General features: G+C 70.2%; 13 protein-coding genes. All 13 read left to right on the top strand.

From position 1 onward, the window contains the following. The first annotated feature begins 276 nt into the window (after nucleotides 1-276). Nucleotides 277-1,233 carry a 16S rRNA (cytosine(1402)-N(4))-methyltransferase RsmH gene (gene rsmH, locus ACZ4UU_RS02095; protein WP_468035990.1) on the top strand — a complete coding sequence of 319 codons (957 nt, stop codon included), beginning with the start codon at nucleotides 277-279 and terminating at the stop codon, nucleotides 1,231-1,233. A gap of 78 nt (nucleotides 1,234-1,311) precedes the next feature. Beyond that, on the top strand, nucleotides 1,312-1,911 hold the full coding sequence (gene ftsL, locus ACZ4UU_RS02090) for a cell division protein FtsL (protein ID WP_468035989.1): 600 nt from the start codon (nucleotides 1,312-1,314) through the stop codon (nucleotides 1,909-1,911). 5 nt (nucleotides 1,912-1,916) lie between these two features. Beyond that, complete coding sequence (locus ACZ4UU_RS02085) at nucleotides 1,917-3,875, top strand: peptidoglycan D,D-transpeptidase FtsI family protein (protein WP_468035988.1); 1,959 nt, start codon at nucleotides 1,917-1,919, stop codon at nucleotides 3,873-3,875. A 226-nt stretch (nucleotides 3,876-4,101) separates the two neighbouring features. After that, nucleotides 4,102-5,631: a UDP-N-acetylmuramoyl-L-alanyl-D-glutamate--2,6-diaminopimelate ligase gene (locus tag ACZ4UU_RS02080; protein ID WP_468035987.1), complete on the top strand. Its 1,530-nt coding sequence runs from the start codon at nucleotides 4,102-4,104 to the stop codon at nucleotides 5,629-5,631. A 4-nt stretch (nucleotides 5,632-5,635) separates the two neighbouring features. Beyond that, nucleotides 5,636-7,042: a UDP-N-acetylmuramoyl-tripeptide--D-alanyl-D-alanine ligase gene (locus ACZ4UU_RS02075; protein ID WP_468035986.1), complete on the top strand. Its 1,407-nt coding sequence runs from the start codon at nucleotides 5,636-5,638 to the stop codon at nucleotides 7,040-7,042. After that, a complete protein-coding gene (mraY, locus tag ACZ4UU_RS02070) occupies nucleotides 7,039-8,112 on the top strand; it encodes a phospho-N-acetylmuramoyl-pentapeptide-transferase (RefSeq protein WP_468035985.1) in 1,074 nt (357 codons plus the stop codon). Before ACZ4UU_RS02075 ends, mraY begins: the two co-directional genes overlap by 4 nt. Further along, nucleotides 8,094-9,518: a UDP-N-acetylmuramoyl-L-alanine--D-glutamate ligase gene (murD, locus tag ACZ4UU_RS02065; RefSeq protein ID WP_468035984.1), complete on the top strand. Its 1,425-nt coding sequence runs from the start codon at nucleotides 8,094-8,096 to the stop codon at nucleotides 9,516-9,518. The genes mraY and murD overlap by 19 nt, the downstream gene beginning before the upstream one ends. A gap of 103 nt (nucleotides 9,519-9,621) precedes the next feature. Next, nucleotides 9,622-10,986, top strand: coding sequence for a putative lipid II flippase FtsW (ftsW, locus tag ACZ4UU_RS02060; RefSeq protein ID WP_468035983.1), 1,365 nt, complete (start codon nucleotides 9,622-9,624; stop codon nucleotides 10,984-10,986). Between the two features lie 6 nt (nucleotides 10,987-10,992). After that, nucleotides 10,993-12,084: an undecaprenyldiphospho-muramoylpentapeptide beta-N-acetylglucosaminyltransferase gene (gene murG, locus ACZ4UU_RS02055; RefSeq protein WP_468035982.1), complete on the top strand. Its 1,092-nt coding sequence runs from the start codon at nucleotides 10,993-10,995 to the stop codon at nucleotides 12,082-12,084. 25 nt (nucleotides 12,085-12,109) lie between these two features. After that, complete coding sequence (locus ACZ4UU_RS02050) at nucleotides 12,110-12,907, top strand: cell division protein FtsQ/DivIB (RefSeq protein WP_468035981.1); 798 nt, start codon at nucleotides 12,110-12,112, stop codon at nucleotides 12,905-12,907. Between the two features lie 285 nt (nucleotides 12,908-13,192). Continuing rightward, entirely contained in the window at nucleotides 13,193-14,413 is a 1,221-nt protein-coding gene (gene ftsZ, locus ACZ4UU_RS02045; protein ID WP_468035980.1) for a cell division protein FtsZ, read from the top strand. Between the two features lie 10 nt (nucleotides 14,414-14,423). Next, nucleotides 14,424-15,152, top strand: a complete 729-nt coding sequence (pgeF, locus tag ACZ4UU_RS02040) for a peptidoglycan editing factor PgeF (protein ID WP_468035979.1) — start codon at nucleotides 14,424-14,426, stop codon at nucleotides 15,150-15,152. A gap of 6 nt (nucleotides 15,153-15,158) precedes the next feature. Next, complete coding sequence (locus ACZ4UU_RS02035; protein ID WP_468035978.1) at nucleotides 15,159-15,878, top strand: YggS family pyridoxal phosphate-dependent enzyme; 720 nt, start codon at nucleotides 15,159-15,161, stop codon at nucleotides 15,876-15,878. Nucleotides 15,879-15,921 lie beyond the last annotated feature (43 nt).

Below are 15,921 nucleotides of genomic sequence, written 5' to 3'. Positions count from 1 at the left end.
GCAGGCCGGTTGATTGACCGCGAGACACCGTGGACTAAAGTGACGCGAAGCGGGAGGCGAGACTCCCTGCTGGACTGAATTCCCCGGAGACCCCGGTGATTTTCCGGAGATCTCCCCGCGTGCGCGGCGCGTACGCACGGCTCGGCCTCCTCCCGCTCCCGGTCGGCTGACGCTTCCGGCGCCGGCAGGCCTCCCCATTCACTGGGGTTCCCCAGTCTGTCGGGGCGGGCGGGGACCCGGCGGTGTGTACGGCCCCGCCGGATCTGAGAGGGCCCCTTGAGCCAGAGTCGACATGTCCCGGTGATGCTCCAGCGGTGCCTGGACCTGTTGGCCCCCGCCCTTCAGCGGCCCGGAGCGGTGGTCGTCGACTGCACCCTCGGGCTCGGCGGCCACAGCGAGGCCCTGCTCCAGCGGTTCCCAGAGGCCCGGCTCGTCGCCCTCGACCGGGACAAGGAGGCCCTGCGCCTGTCCGGCGAGCGACTAGCCCCGTTCGGCGAACGCGCGACCCTCGTGCACGCCGTCTACGACGAGCTCCCCGACGTCCTGGACAGGCTCGGCATCGCGCGCGTGCAGGGCGTCCTGTTCGACCTCGGCGTCTCCTCCATGCAGCTCGACGAGGCCGACCGCGGCTTCGCCTACGCCCAGGACGCCCCCCTCGACATGCGCATGGACCAGACGACCGGCGTCAGCGCCGCCGAGGTCCTCAACACCTACCCGCCCGGCGAACTCGTCCGGATCCTGCGGGCGTACGGCGAGGAGAAGCAGGCCAAGCGGATCGTGGCCGCCATCGTGCGCGAGCGCGACAAGGAGCCGTTCACCAACAGCGCCCGGCTCGTGGAGCTCATCCGGGACGCGCTGCCGCAGGCCGCCAAGCGCACCGGCGGCAACCCGGCCAAGCGCACCTTCCAGGCGCTGCGCATCGAGGTCAACGGCGAGCTCTCCGTCCTGGAGCGGGCGATCCCGGCCGCGGTGGAGGCCCTCGCCGTCGGCGGGCGGATCGCGGTGCTGTCGTACCACTCGCTGGAGGACCGGCTGGTCAAGCAGGTGTTCGCGGCCGGCGCCGCCAACACCGCGCCGCCCGGGCTGCCCGTCGTCCCCGAGCAGTACCAGCCCCGACTCAAGCTGCTGACGCGCGGTGCCGAACTTCCCACCGAGGAAGAGGTCGCCGAGAACCGCCGCGCCGCACCTGCGCGTCTGCGGGGCGCCGAACGCATCAGGGAGTCCATCGAATGACAGCCGGGAGGCAGGGGCGGGTGTCCGGGTCCAGTATCCAAACCCATGAGTTGGAAAACCGGACCCGGGGGAGGGCAAGTGAGTAGGAAACCCGAACTGAGGGGTCGGGCCGCCCGGCTCGCGCGGCTCTTCCCCTCCGGGGCCCGGCAGGCCGCCCGTGCCCCCTTCGTCCTCCTCGTCGTCCTCCTCCTCGGCGGTGGCCTCATCGGGCTCCTCGTGCTGAACTCCGCCCTCAGTGAAGGCGCGTTCAGGCTCGACGACCTCCAGAAGGAGACGAAGTCCCTCACCGACGAGGAACAGTCCCTCCAGCGGGACATCGACGCCTACTCCGCCCCCGACGCCCTCCAGCGCCGCGCCCTCGAACTCGGCATGGTCCCCGGCGGCGACCCCGCCTTCCTCAACCCCGACGGCTCGGTCAGGGGCGCCCCCAGCCCCGCGCCCGGAGGCCAGGGCGCCGCGTACAACCCGCTCGCCCTCGCCCCCGAGGCCCTGGTCACCGAGCCAGGACCGCCGCCGGTGACCGAGGCGACGCCCACCACGCCGGGCCCCGAGGCGACGCCCACCGTGCCCACCTCCCCGGCCACCCCCACCGAGCCGCAGCCCGCGGCCACCTACGCCGTGCCCCAGTACGCGCCCTCCGTCCAGCAGTCCACCGCATACCCGACCCCCGGCAGGTGACGGAAGTGTCCGACAGGGAACCGCCCCGCCGCCGCGTGCCCGGCCCCGCGAAGCCCGCCCGCTCCGCCGGCGCCCAGCGACGCCCGGGCCCCGGCGCCCGCCCGGCCCGCCGGCCGAGCAGGCCCCGCCCGATGCCCACCGGCAGGATCCGGCTCGGCAGCCCCCGCCCCCGGCTGCGCATGGTCGGCCTGGCCCTGACCCTCGTCCTGGCCGTCTTCGTCGTACGACTGCTCCAGGTGCAGGGCGTCGAGGCGAGCACCTATGCCGCCAAGGCCGAGAAGAACCGCTACGTGGGCTACACCCTGGCCGCCGAGCGCGGCGGCATCACCGACCGCAACGGCGTGGCGCTCGCGACCAGCGTGGACGCGTACGACATCACCGCCGACCCCACCCTGTTCTCCCGTGAGCAGCTGAAGATCGACGACGGCCCCGAGCAGGCGGCCGCCCTCCTCGCGCCGATCCTCGGCCAGGAGCCGGAGAAGATCGTCCACAAGCTCCGGCCCGCGAACAAGAACCTGCGTTACACCCTGCTGGCCAGCCGCCAGACCCCGCAGGTCTGGAAGCAGATCAAGGACCTGAAGAGCGCGCTGGCCACCAAGGCCGAGAGCGACAAGAGCACGGTCAACGTCCTCGCGGGCGTCCTGTCGGTCGCCAGCAGCAAGCGCGTGTACCCGAACGGCGACCTCGCCGCCGGGATACTGGGCTGGGTCAACGCCGACGGCAAGGGCGGCGGCGGTATCGAGCAGCAGCTGAACAAGCAGCTGTCCGGCAAGGACGGCGAGATCCGCTACGCCCAGTCCGGCGGCCGCCAGGTCCCCACCGTGGGCTCCACCGAGACGCCCGCCGTGCCCGGCAGCGACGTCGAGCTCACCATCGACCGCGACATCCAGTGGGCCGCCCAGAACGCGATCAGCGAGCAGGTCCAGGAGTCCAAGGCGGACCGCGGCTATGTGATCGTCCAGGACACCCGCACCGGCGAGATCCTCGCCCTGGCCAACTCGCCCGGCTTCGACCCGAACGACCTGTCCGCGGCCAACAGCGCGAACATGGGCAACGCGGCCCTTCGGGACGCCTACGAGCCCGGCTCCACCGCCAAGGTCATGTCGATGGCCGCCGTACTGGAGGAGGGCGTGGCCACCCCCGGCACGCATGTCATCGTGCCCAACCGGCTGCACCGCGGCGACCGGCTGTTCCGGGACGACATCGACCACGAGACCTGGTTCCTCACGCTCAACGGCGTGCTCGCCAAGTCCAGCAACATCGGCACCATCCTGGCCACCGGCCAGCTCGGCAAGACCCAGCGAGAGGTCAACAAGGTCCTCTACAGCTACCTGCGCAAGTTCGGTATCGGCAGCTACACCGGGCTCGGCTTCCCCGGCGAGACCCCGGGCATCCTGGCGGCGCCGGACAAGTGGTCGACGTCGCAGCAGTACACGATCCCTTTCGGCCAGGGCTTCTCCCTCAACGCGCTGCAGGCGGCCTCGATCTACTCGACGATCGCCAACGGCGGCGTCCGCGTCGAACCCACGCTCGTACGCGGCACCGAGGGGCCCGACGGGAAGTTCACCGAGGCCCCCAAGCCCGAGAAGACCCGGGTCGTCAGCGCCAAGACGGCGAAGACCCTCGCCCAGATGCTGGAGTCGGTCGTGGACGACCGGGAGGGCACCGGCACCAAGGCGCGCATCCCCGGCTACCGGGTCGCGGGCAAGACGGGTACGGCGAACCGAGTGGATCCGGCCACCGGCAAGTACCGCGGCTACACGTCGTCGTTCGCCGGATTCGCGCCCGCGGACAAGCCCCGTGTCACGGTCTACTGCGCCATTCAGAACGCCACCCAGGGAAGCTACTTCGGCGGCCAGATCTGCGGACCCGTCTACAAGAAGGTGATGGAGTTCGCCCTGAAGACCCTCCAGGTCCCGCCGACCGGGGCCAAGGCCGCCAAACTCCCGGTCGAGTTCAACTGACCACCCTGATCAGCACCGAGCAGCCAGGAAACACCTCGTGACAACGATCACTCCCGATCCCGGGAACCAGAGCACGCCTCGCACCTCTCCCACCCGTCACCCACCACCACCCCTGCCGGACCGCGCTGTGCGCGGGCCCCTATTTAGCTCCCAGGCGGGTGCGCCCGGTACGCTCACCGCCGTGCCACACGCTGATCAGTCCCAAACCACCCAGAAGGGGCATCCCGTGACGTATCCCGGGCCGCCCAGGCCGGTGCAGGTCTCCGCCACACCCCTCGCGGAACTCGCCGATCAGCTGGGTGCCGCCGCGCCGGACCGCGCGGACGCCGCCGTAGCGGTCACGGGCATCACCCATGACTCGCGCGCCGTCCGCCCCGGCGATCTGTACGCCGCTCTCCCGGGCGCCCGCCTGCACGGCGCCGACTTCGTCACGCAGGCCGCGGGCCTGGGCGCGGTCGCCGTGCTGACCGACCCGAGCGGCGCCGAGCGCGCCGCCGTGACCGGCCTGCCGGTCCTGGTGGTCGAGGATCCCCGCGGGCAGATGGGTGAACTGGCGGCCACGATCTACGGCCACCCCGGACGCGATCTCCTCCAGATCGGCATCACCGGCACCTCGGGCAAGACCACCACGGCGTATCTCGTCGAGGGCGCCCTCAAGACCGCCCGGTCGACCGGGCTCATCGGCACGGTCGAGATGCGCATCGGCGACGAGCGCATCAAGTCCGAGCGGACCACGCCCGAAGCCACCGACCTGCAGGCCCTGTTCGCCGTCATGCGCGAACGCGGCGTGGAGGCGGTCGCCATGGAGGTCTCCAGCCACGCGCTGGTCCTCGGCCGGGTCGACGGCTGTGTCTTCGACATCGCCGTGTTCACCAACCTCAGCCCGGAACACATGGAGTTCCACTCCGACATGGAGGACTACTTCCGGGCCAAGGCGCAGCTGTTCACCCCGAAACGCAGCAGGCTCGGCGTGGTCAACCTCGACGACGAGTACGGCCGCAGGCTGGTCAAGGAGGCCGGCGTCCCGGTCGTCACCTACTCCGCCGAGGGCCACCCCGACGCCGACTGGCGCGCCGATGACGTGACCATCGGCCCCATGGACTCGACGTTCACCGTGATCGGCCCGAAGGGCGAGCGGATCGCCGCCAGGTCGCCGATCGCCGGGCCCTTCAACGTGGCGAACACCCTCGCCGCCATCACCGCCCTGGCCGCCGCCGGCCTCGACGTCCAGACCGCCGCCGACGGCATCGCCGCGGTGCCGGGCGTGCCGGGCCGCCTTGAGCGGGTTGACGCCGGGCAGCCGTATCTCGCGGTCGTGGACTACGCCCACAAGACCGACGCCGTCGAATCGGTGCTCAAGGCGCTCCGCAAGGTCACCGAGGGCAGCCTGCACGTCGTCCTCGGCTGCGGCGGCGACCGGGACGTGACCAAGCGCGAGCCGATGGGCGCGGCCGCGGCCCGGCTGGCCGACACCGCCGTACTGACCTCCGACAACCCCCGCTCCGAGGACCCCCTCGCGATCCTCGCAACCATGCTCCAGGGCGCGGCGTCCGTACCGGCACACGAGCGTGGCGAGGTCCAGGTCTTCGAGGACCGGGCCGCCGCCATCGCCGCGGCCGTCGCCCGCGCACAGCCCGGCGACACCGTGCTGGTCGCCGGCAAGGGCCATGAGCAGGGCCAGGACATCGCCGGAGTGGTCCGTCCCTTCGACGACCGCCAGGTCCTGCGCGAAGCTATCCAGAAGACCCAGGGATGAACTTGTGATCGCCCTCTCCCTCGCCGAGATCGCAGAAGTCGTCGGCGGGCAGACGCACGACATACCGGATCCGTCCGTCCAGGTCACCGGACCGGTCGTCCGGGACTCCCGGGAAGTGGAGCCCGGCACCCTCTTCGCCGCCTTCGTCGGCGAGCGCGTGGACGGCCACGACTTCGCCGGCAAGGTCGTCGAAGCGGGCGCGGTCGCCGTACTGGCGTCGCGTCCCGTCGGCGTTCCCGCGATCGTCGTGGCCGACGTCCAGACGGCCCTCGGCGCCCTCGCCCGGCATGTCGTACGCCGGCTCGGCGCGACCCTCGTCGCCCTGACCGGCTCGGCGGGCAAGACCAGCACCAAGGACCTGGTCGCCCAGGTGCTCCAGCGCAAGGCGCCCACCGTGTTCACGCCGGGCTCGCTCAACAACGAGATCGGGTTGCCCCTGACCGCGCTCAGCGCCACCGAGGAGACCAGGTTCCTCGTCCTGGAGATGGGCGCCCGCGGCATCGGCCACATCCGCTACCTCGCCGATCTGACGCCGCCGAAGATCGGCCTGGTGCTCAACGTCGGCACCGCCCACATCGGCGAGTTCGGCGGCCGCGAGCAGATCGCGCAGGCCAAGGGCGAGTTGGTGGAGAGCCTTCCGGAGGACGGCGCGGCGATCCTCAACGCCGACGATCCCCTCGTACGGGCCATGGCGTCCCGTACGAAGGCGAAGGTGATTCTTTTCGGAGAGTCCGGCGAAGCGGACGTACGCGCCGAGAACGTGCGACTCACGGACAGCGGACAGCCTTCCTTCGTGCTTCACACACCCTCCGGGTGCAGCGATGTGACCATGCGCCTGTACGGTGAGCACCACGTGTCGAACGCGCTCGCCGCGGCCGCCGTCGCCCATGAGCTGGGCATGTCCGCGGAAGAGATCGCCACCGCGCTCTGCGAGGCGGGCTCCCTCTCCCGCTGGCGGATGGAGGTCACCGAGCGCCCGGACGGCGTGACGGTCGTCAACGACGCCTACAACGCGAACCCCGAGTCCATGCGAGCCGCTCTGCGTGCGCTCGCGGCCATGGGCAGGGGGCGTCGTACGTGGGCGGTGCTCGGCAAGATGGCCGAGCTCGGGGACGAGGCGCTCGCCGAGCACGACGCGGTCGGACGGCTCGCCGTCCGGCTCAACGTCAGCAAGCTCGTCGCGGTCGGGGGCAGGGAAGCGTCCTGGCTGCAACTGGGCGCATATAACGAGGGTTCGTGGGGTGAGGAGTCGGTGCACGTGTCCGACGCACAGGCGGCGGTCGACCTGTTGCGCAGCGAGTTGCGCCCGGGGGACGTCGTGCTCGTGAAGGCGTCCCGTTCGGTCGGTCTGGAGAGCGTCGCCGAGGCGCTGCTCTCGGGCGGTACCCAGGGTGAGGTTGCCGCCCGATGATGAATCAGATCCTGTTCTCAGGAGTCATTGGCCTCTTCCTGACCCTGGTCGGCACCCCGCTGCTGATCAAGCTGCTGGCCCGCAAGGGCTACGGCCAGTACATCCGTGACGACGGCCCGCGCGAGCACCACGCCAAGCGCGGTACGCCGACCATGGGCGGTATCGCCTTCATCCTGGCGACGATCGCGGCGTACTTCCTGTCCAAGCTGATCACCGGCAAGCCGCCGACGTTCTCCGGCATCCTGGTGATCGGTCTGATGGCCGGCATGGGTCTGGTCGGCTTCCTGGACGACTACATCAAGATCGTCAAGCGTCGCTCGCTCGGTCTGCGGGCCAAGGCCAAGATGGCGGGCCAGCTGCTCGGCGGTATCGCCTTCGCGGTGCTCTCGCTGCAGTTCGCGGACAACCGGGGCAACACCCCGGCCTCCACCAAGATCTCCTTCGTACAGGACTTCGGCTGGTCCATCGGCCCGGTGCTGTTCGTCGTGTGGGCGCTGTTCATGATCCTCGCCATGTCGAACGGCGTGAACCTGACGGACGGCCTGGACGGCCTCGCCACCGGCGCCTCCGTGCTGGTCTTCGGCGCGTACACGTTCATCGGGGTCTGGCAGTTCCAGGAGTCCTGTGCCAACGCGCAGATCCTGCCCAACCCGAACGCCTGCTACGAAGTGCGCGATCCACTCGACCTCGCCGTCGTCTCCTCCGCGCTGATGGGCGCCTGCCTCGGCTTCCTGTGGTGGAACACGTCGCCGGCCAAGATCTTCATGGGTGACACCGGTTCGCTGGCCCTCGGCGGCGCGCTCGCCGGTCTCGCCATCTGCTCGCGCACCGAACTGCTGCTAGCCATCCTCGGCGGCCTGTTCGTGCTGATCACCATGTCGGTGGTCATCCAGGTCGGCTCCTTCCGCCTCACCGGCAAGCGCGTCTTCCGTATGGCGCCACTCCAGCACCACTTCGAACTCAAGGGCTGGTCCGAAGTCCTTGTGGTGGTCCGCTTCTGGATCATCCAGGGCATCTGTGTGATTGTCGGACTCGGCCTCTTCTATGCGGGATGGGCAGCGGACAAGTGACCGACTGGCAGGGGAAGAACGTCACCGTCGCGGGACTCGGCGTCTCCGGGATCCCGGCGGCCAAGGTGCTGCACGCGCGCGGGGCGAACGTCACGGTCGTCAACGACGGCGACGACGCACGCGCGCGTGCCCAGGCCGCCGAACTGGAGGCGCTCGGTATCACCGTCCGCCTCGGCGACGGGGCGACCCTGCCCGAAGGCACCGAACTCATCGTCACCGCACCCGGCTGGAAGCCGGACAAGCCGCTGTTCACGGCGGCCCGTGAGGCGGGCGTCCCGGTCTGGGGCGACGTCGAGCTGGCCTGGCGGCTGCGCGGCCCGGACGCCGCGCCCTGGCTCGCCGTCACCGGCACCAACGGCAAGACCACGACCGTCCAGATGCTCGCCTCCATCCTCAAGGCGGCGGGCCTGCGGACGGCCGCCGTCGGCAACATCGGCGTCTCCCTCCTCGACGCGGTGCTCGGCGACGAGCAGTACGACGTCCTCGCCGTGGAGTTGTCCAGCTACCAGCTGCACTGGGCGCCCTCACTGCGGGCGCACTCCGCGGTCGTGCTGAACCTCGCCCCGGACCACCTCGACTGGCACGGCTCCATGGAGGCGTACGCGCGCGACAAGGGCCGTATCTACGAGGGCAATCGCGTCGCCTGTGTCTACAACGTCGCCGACAAGGCCACCGAGGACCTGGTGCGCGCGGCGGACGTCGAGGAGGGCTGCCGGGCCATCGGCTTCACCCTCGGCACCCCGGGCCCGTCCCAACTCGGTGTCGTCGAGGGCATCCTGGTCGACCGCGCCTTCGTCGAGAACCGGCAGAAGAACGCCCAGGAGCTCGCCGAGGTCGCCGACGTCAACCCGCCGGCCCCGCACAACATCGCCAACGCCCTCGCGGCAGCGGCCCTCGCCCGGGCCTACGGCGTGCCCGCCAGGGCCGTACGGGACGGCCTGCGCGCCTTCACCCCGGACGCCCATCGCATCGCGCATGTGGCGGACCTGGACGGGGTCGCGTACATCGACGACTCCAAGGCCACCAACACCCACGCGGCGGAAGCCTCGTTGGCTGCGTACGAGTCCATCGTCTGGATCGCGGGCGGGCTCGCCAAGGGCGCCGTCTTCGAGGAACTGGTCGCCAAGTCGGCCGAACGGCTGCGTGGAGTCGTGCTCATCGGCGCCGATCGTGCCCTGATCCGTGAAGCCCTCGCGCGACACGCGCCGGAAGTACCCGTCGTCGACCTCGACCGGACCGACACTGGGGCGATGCTCGCGGCGGTCCAGGAAGCGAAGCGGCTCGCCCGGCCCGGTGACACGGTGCTGCTCGCCCCGGCCTGTGCCTCGATGGACATGTTCGTCAACTACAACCAGCGCGGTGACGTGTTCGCGGAGGCGGTTCGCGAACTCGGCGCGGGCGCCTGACGCCGGGTCTCGGCCACTGCGGGTGCTTCGGGACCCTTGGAGGGACGCGTGACTCGGATGTGGCCGGACGGTACGTACTCCCACGGCGAGGCGGTGGGCGCCGATGCCCGGTAGCCGTACGGGACGGCCCCCCGTCCAGCGCGCCGTTCGGCGCCCCGTCGTTCCCCGGCCGTCGTCGCACGACAACGCCGTACGGCGGCTCTACATCCGGCTCAACCGGGCGTGGGACCGGCCGCTGACCGCGTACTACCTGATCCTCGGCGGCAGCCTGCTGATCACCGTGCTCGGTCTGGTGATGGTCTACTCGGCCTCCCAGATCACCGCCCTGCAGATGTCGCTGCCCGGGTCGTACTTCTTCCGCAAGCAGCTGCTGGCCGCGGCGATCGGCGCCGGTCTGCTGTTCGCCGCCTCGCGGATGCCGGTGAAGCTGCACCGGGCGCTCGCCTACCCGATCCTCGCGGGCGCCGTCTTCCTGATGGCGCTGGTGCAGGTCCCCGGGATAGGGGTCGCGGTCAACGGCAACCAGAACTGGATCGCCCTCGGCGGCTCCTTCCAGATCCAGCCCAGCGAGTTCGGCAAGCTGGCGCTGGTGCTGTGGGGCGCGGACCTGATCGCCCGCAAAGAGGACAAGAAGCTGCTCACGCAGTGGAAGCACATGCTGGTGCCGCTCGTGCCGGTCGCCTTCATGCTGCTCGGGCTGATCATGCTCGGCGGCGACATGGGTACGGCGATCATCCTGTCGGCGATCCTCTTCGGCCTGCTGTGGCTGGCCGGGGCGCCGACCCGGCTGTTCGTGGGGGTTCTGTCGATCGCCGGCCTGATCGGCCTGCTCCTGATCAAGACCAGCCAGAACCGCATGGCCCGCCTCCAGTGCCTGGGCGCCACCGAACCGCGCAGCGGCGCCGTCGACTGCTGGCAGGCCGTGCACGGCATCTACGCGCTCGCCTCGGGCGGAATCTTCGGCTCCGGGCTCGGTGCGAGCGTGGAGAAATGGGGCCAACTACCCGAAGCCCACACCGACTTCATCTTCGCCGTCACCGGTGAGGAACTGGGCCTGGCGGGGACGCTGTCGGTGCTCGCCCTGTTCGCGGCTCTAGGCTATGCGGGTATCCGCGTGGCCGGACGCACGGAGGACCGCTTCGTCAGGTATGCCGCGGGAGGTGTGACCACCTGGATCACCGCGCAAGCTGTGATCAACATCGGTGCGGTGCTCGGCCTGCTGCCGATCGCCGGCGTCCCCCTTCCGCTGTTCTCCTACGGAGGATCCGCCCTGCTGCCGACCATGTTCGCCATCGGGCTGCTGATCGCGTTCGCGCGCGACGAGCCCGCTGCGCGGGCAGCGCTTTCCGTGCGGCAACCCCGCTTTGGTAGAAAGCGTGCGGGAGGCGCCGGCTCCGGCCGGGCGCCTCGGAGATGGAACACGATGCGACGGCGTGCCTCGGCGGCGCGCTCGTCCGGAGAGCGGTGAATTTCGGTGCATGTCGTACTCGCCGGTGGGGGGACCGCCGGCCACATCGAGCCCGCGCTCGCCCTCGCGGACGCCCTGCGCAGGCAGGACCCGACCGTGGGGATCACGGCCCTGGGCACGGAGCGCGGCCTGGAGACCAAGCTCGTCCCGCAGCGGGGCTACGAGCTCGCGCTGATCCCCGCCGTGCCGCTGCCCCGCAAGCCCACGCCCGAACTGATCACCGTCCCGGGCCGACTGCGCGGCACGATCAAGGCGACCGAGCAGATCCTGGAGCGCACCAAGGCGGACGCCGTCGTCGGCTTCGGCGGCTATGTCGCCCTGCCCGGCTACCTCGCCGCCAAGCGCCTAGGCGTGCCGATCATCATCCACGAGGCCAACGCCCGCCCGGGCCTCGCCAACAAGATCGGTTCGCGCTACGCCGCCCAGGTCGCCGTCTCCACCCCGGACAGCAAGCTCCGCAACTCGCGCTACATCGGCATCCCGCTGCGCCGGACCATCGCCACCCTCGACCGGGCCGCCGTCCGCCCCGAGGCCCGCGCCGCGTTCGGCCTCGACCCGAACCTGCCCACGCTGCTGGTCTCCGGCGGCTCGCAGGGCGCCCGCCGCCTCAACGAGGTCGTCCAGCAGGTCGCGCCCTGGCTCCAGCAGGCCGGAATCCAGATCCTGCACGCGGTCGGCCCGAAGAACGAACTGCCGCAGGTGCACCAGATGCCGGGAATGCCCCCGTACATCCCGGTACCGTACGTGGACCGGATGGACCTCGCGTACGCCGCGGCCGACATGATGCTCTGCCGCGCGGGCGCGATGACCGTCGCCGAACTCTCCGCCGTCGGACTCCCGGCCGCCTATGTCCCGCTGCCCATCGGCAACGGCGAACAGCGGCTCAACGCCCAGCCGGTGGTCAAGGCCGGCGGCGGACTGCTGGTCGACGACGCGGAGCTCACGCCCGAGTGGGTGCAGCAGAACGTCCTGCCCGTGCTCGCCGACCCGCACCGGCTGTACGAGATGTCCCGCGCCGCAAGCGAGTTCGGCCGCCGGGACGCCGACGACCTGCTCGTCGGCATGGTGTACGAGGCGATCGCCTCGCATCGCCGCTAGGAACGTATGACGGAGGGCAGGGAGCGTGGCCGGACCGACGACCGCGGAGCGCGGTGAACGCCAGCAGGAGTCGTCCGACCCGCCCCTCGCCCGGCGATTGAGGCCGACTCCGAGACTTCGTACGATCATCATCCTTCTTGTGGTGCTCGTCCTTCTCGGCGCGGGCTCCGTGTGGCTGCTGTACGGCTCCAAGTGGCTGCGCGTCGAGCGCGTATCCGTCTCCGGGACCCAGGTTCTGACGCCCGAACAGGTCCAGGAGGTGGCCGACGTCCCCGTGGGCGCGCCGCTGATTTCCGTCGACATCGACGCGATTGAGGCACGGCTGCTCCAGGAATTGCCCCGAATTGACGCGGTTGACGTGGTTCGCTCCTGGCCGCATGGAATCAGTCTTAAAGTGGCGGAGCGTACTCCGGTTCTGATTGTCCAAAAGGACGGAAAGTTCGTCGAAGTGGACAAGGAAGGCGTCCGTTTCGCCACGGTTTCTCAGCCTCCGAAAGGCGTTGCCGCGCTGGAATTGACGGTGTCCCGGTCGAGTACCGCGGCCGCGAGCCTGCGCCGCTTCGGGGAGAGCCGGCTGGTGCGGGAGGCGGTGCGCGTCGCCGGGGCCCTTCCGGACGCCGTCGCGCGCGACACCCAGGTCGTCAAGGTCCGTTCCTACGACGACATCTCGCTGGCTCTGACCGGCGGGCGGACCGTCGCCTGGGGGAGCGGCGAGAAGGGGGCCGCGAAGGCCCGCACACTCACCGCTCTCATGAAAGCCTCGCCGGATGCGCGGTACTTCGACGTCAGCGTTCCCACCGCGCCTGCGTCATCAGGGAGTTGACGCACATCCGCGCAGGCCAGCACCCTGGTTGGGCAGCGACATGGCTGATCACATAGGGTGAAAAGAAAAACGGGAGGTTCGGCGTGTTCGTTGAACGTGCGCCACTTGTCGACTTAGTGTCCTGTTCAGAAGACTTCAAGGAACAGACACACTGGTAACCCTAAACTTCAGGGTTAGGGTTCGGGTCGGCGCTACGGACCGTCCCATTCGGCATCAGTCGCGGTTCACGAAGCACAGCCTCTTCGTGATCCGACGACCCGTAACTCGAGGCGAGAGGCCTTCGACGTGGCAGCACCGCAGAACTACCTCGCAGTCATCAAAGTCATCGGTGTCGGCGGCGGTGGTGTCAATGCCATCAACCGGATGATCGAGGTCGGTCTCAAGGGCGTCGAGTTCATCGCCATCAACACCGACGCGCAAGCTCTGTTGATGAGCGACGCCGACGTCAAGCTCGACGTCGGCCGTGAACTCACCCGCGGACTCGGCGCCGGAGCCAACCCGGCCGTCGGCCGCAAGGCCGCCGAGGACCACCGCGAGGAGATCGAGGAGGTCCTCAAGGGGGCCGACATGGTCTTCGTGACGGCCGGTGAAGGCGGCGGCACCGGGACCGGCGGCGCGCCCGTCGTGGCCAACATCGCCCGCTCTCTCGGCGCCCTCACCATCGGCGTGGTCACGCGCCCGTTCACCTTCGAGGGACGGCGCCGCGCCAACCAGGCCGAGGACGGCATCGCCGAACTCCGCGAAGAGGTCGACACCCTCATCGTCATTCCGAACGACCGGTTGCTGTCCATCTCGGACCGCCAGGTCTCGGTCCTCGACGCCTTCAAGTCGGCCGACCAGGTCCTGCTCTCCGGTGTCCAGGGCATCACCGACCTCATCACCACCCCTGGCCTCATCAACCTCGACTTCGCCGACGTGAAGTCGGTCATGTCCGAGGCCGGTTCGGCCCTCATGGGCATCGGTTCGGCCCGCGGCGACGACCGCGCGGTGGCCGCGGCCGAGATGGCGATCTCCTCGCCGCTGCTGGAAGCCTCCATCGACGGCGCCCGCGGCGTACTGCTCTCCATCTCCGGTGGCTCCGACCTCGGTCTGTTCGAGATCAACGAGGCCGCCCAGCTGGTCAGCGAGGCCGCCCACCCCGAGGCCAACATCATCTTCGGCGCGGTCATCGACGACGCCCTCGGCGACGAGGTCCGGGTCACCGTGATCGCGGCCGGCTTCGACGGGGGGCAGCCGCCGGCCCGCCGGGACAACGTCCTCGGTTCGACCTCGTCGTCCTCCTCCTCCCCTTCCTCGGCCCCGGCCCGCCGCGAGGAGCCCACTCCGGTACGGCCGGCCGAGAGCCGCCCGTCCTTCGGCTCGCTCGGCAGCGTCACGCCGAAGGAGGAGCCCGAGTCCGCGCCCGAGCCGGTGAACGACATCCCGGTCGCCCCGCCGGTGCCGCCGTCGCGGACCTACGCCGACAGCGCGGCCGAGGAGCTGGACGTTCCGGACTTCCTTAAGTGATCCTTCAGACGTGATAGGACAGCGCGACACCGTGAGCGGCGCGCACTTCGCCTTCACCGACCGGTGGGGCGGGGTGAGCGCCGCTCCGTATGAGGAGCTCAACCTCGGCGGAGCGGTCGGCGACGACAGCGAGGCCGTACTGACCAACCGCGAGCTCGCCGCCAAGTCCCTGGGGCTCGGGCCGGGCGAGGTCGTCTGGATGAACCAGGTGCACGGGGCGGACGTCGTCGTGGTCGAAGGGCCATGGCGTGATCGCCCGGTGCCCGAGGTCGACGCGATCGTCACCGTGCAGCGGGGTCTCGCCCTCGCCGTACTCACCGCCGACTGCGTGCCGGTCCTGCTGGCCGATCCGGTCGCCGGGGTCGTCGGCGCGGCCCACGCGGGGCGGCCCGGCATGATCGCCGGGGTCGTCCCGGCCACGCTACGCGCGATGACGGACCTGGGCGCCGAGCCGTCCCGGATCGTCGCCCGCACCGGCCCCGCCGTCTGCGGACGGTGCTACGAGGTGCCCGAGGCGATGCGCGCCGAAGTGGCCGCCGTGGAGCCGGCGGCGTACGCCGAGACGAGTTGGGGCACGCCTGCGGTGGACGTGGCCGCCGGAGTGCACGCCCAGCTCGGGCGCCTCGGGGTGCGCGACCGGGAGCAGTCGCCGGTCTGCACGCTTCAGTCGCGCGACCACTTCTCGTACCGCCGCGACCGCACCACCGGTCGGCTCGCGGGCTATGTATGGCTGGACTGAATGGACATGACGGACCGTAAGGACGAACTCGCCGCGAACCTGGCGAAGGTGGAGGACCGCATCGCCGCGGCGTGCGCGGCGGCCGGGCGCGCCCGCGAGGAGGTGACCCTGATCGTGGTCACCAAGACCTATCCCGCGAGCGATGTGCGGATGCTGTCGGAACTCGGTGTGCGCCATGTCGCCGAGAACCGCGATCAGGACGCTGCGCCGAAGGCCACCGAATGCTCGGATCTGCCCCTTGCGTGGCATTTTGTCGGCCAGTTGCAGACCAACAAAGTGCGATCTGTGGTCGGTTACGCGGATCTCGTGCAGTCCGTCGATCGTTCCAAGCTGGTGACGGCCCTGTCGAAGGAGGCCGTTCGGCAGGAGCGCGAGATCGGCTGCCTGATCCAGGTGGCGCTGGACGCGGGAGACAGTGAGCGGGGTGAGAGGGGTGGGGTGGCGCCGGGCGGGATCGAAGAGTTGGCCGACCTGGTCGCGAAGGCCCCCGGGCTGAGGCTCGACGGGCTCATGACCGTCGCCCCGCTCAGCGGGGAGTACGCGGGGCGCCAACAGGCGGCGTTCGAGCGGTTGATGGATTTGTCGACGGACCTGCGCCGAGCTCATCCGGCTGCGAACATGGTCTCGGCAGGGATGAGTGCAGACCTCGAAGAGGCCGTGGCGGCCGGTGCGACACATGTGCGCGTCGGCACTGCGGTACTCGGAGTCCGCCCCAGGCTCGGGTAACGTCGCCAGGAAGTCGGACCACAGTAGAAAATATGGTCAATAT

The sequence above is a fragment of the Streptomyces sp. NPDC028907 genome, from assembly GCF_055564995.1.
This window is presented reverse-complemented; position numbering and strand designations above follow the sequence as displayed.

Bases quoted from the DNA above. Each gene is read 5' to 3' on its own strand.
- mraY (WP_468035985.1), top strand. From the start codon at position 7,039: ATGATGAATCAGATCCTGTTCTCAGGAGTCATTGGCCTCTTCCTGACC.
- murD (WP_468035984.1), top strand. From the start codon at position 8,094: ATGGGCAGCGGACAAGTGACCGACTGGCAGGGGAAGAACGTCACCGTC.
- ftsW (WP_468035983.1), top strand. From the start codon at position 9,622: ATGCCCGGTAGCCGTACGGGACGGCCCCCCGTCCAGCGCGCCGTTCGG.
- ACZ4UU_RS02035 (WP_468035978.1), top strand. From the start codon at position 15,159: ATGACGGACCGTAAGGACGAACTCGCCGCGAACCTGGCGAAGGTGGAG.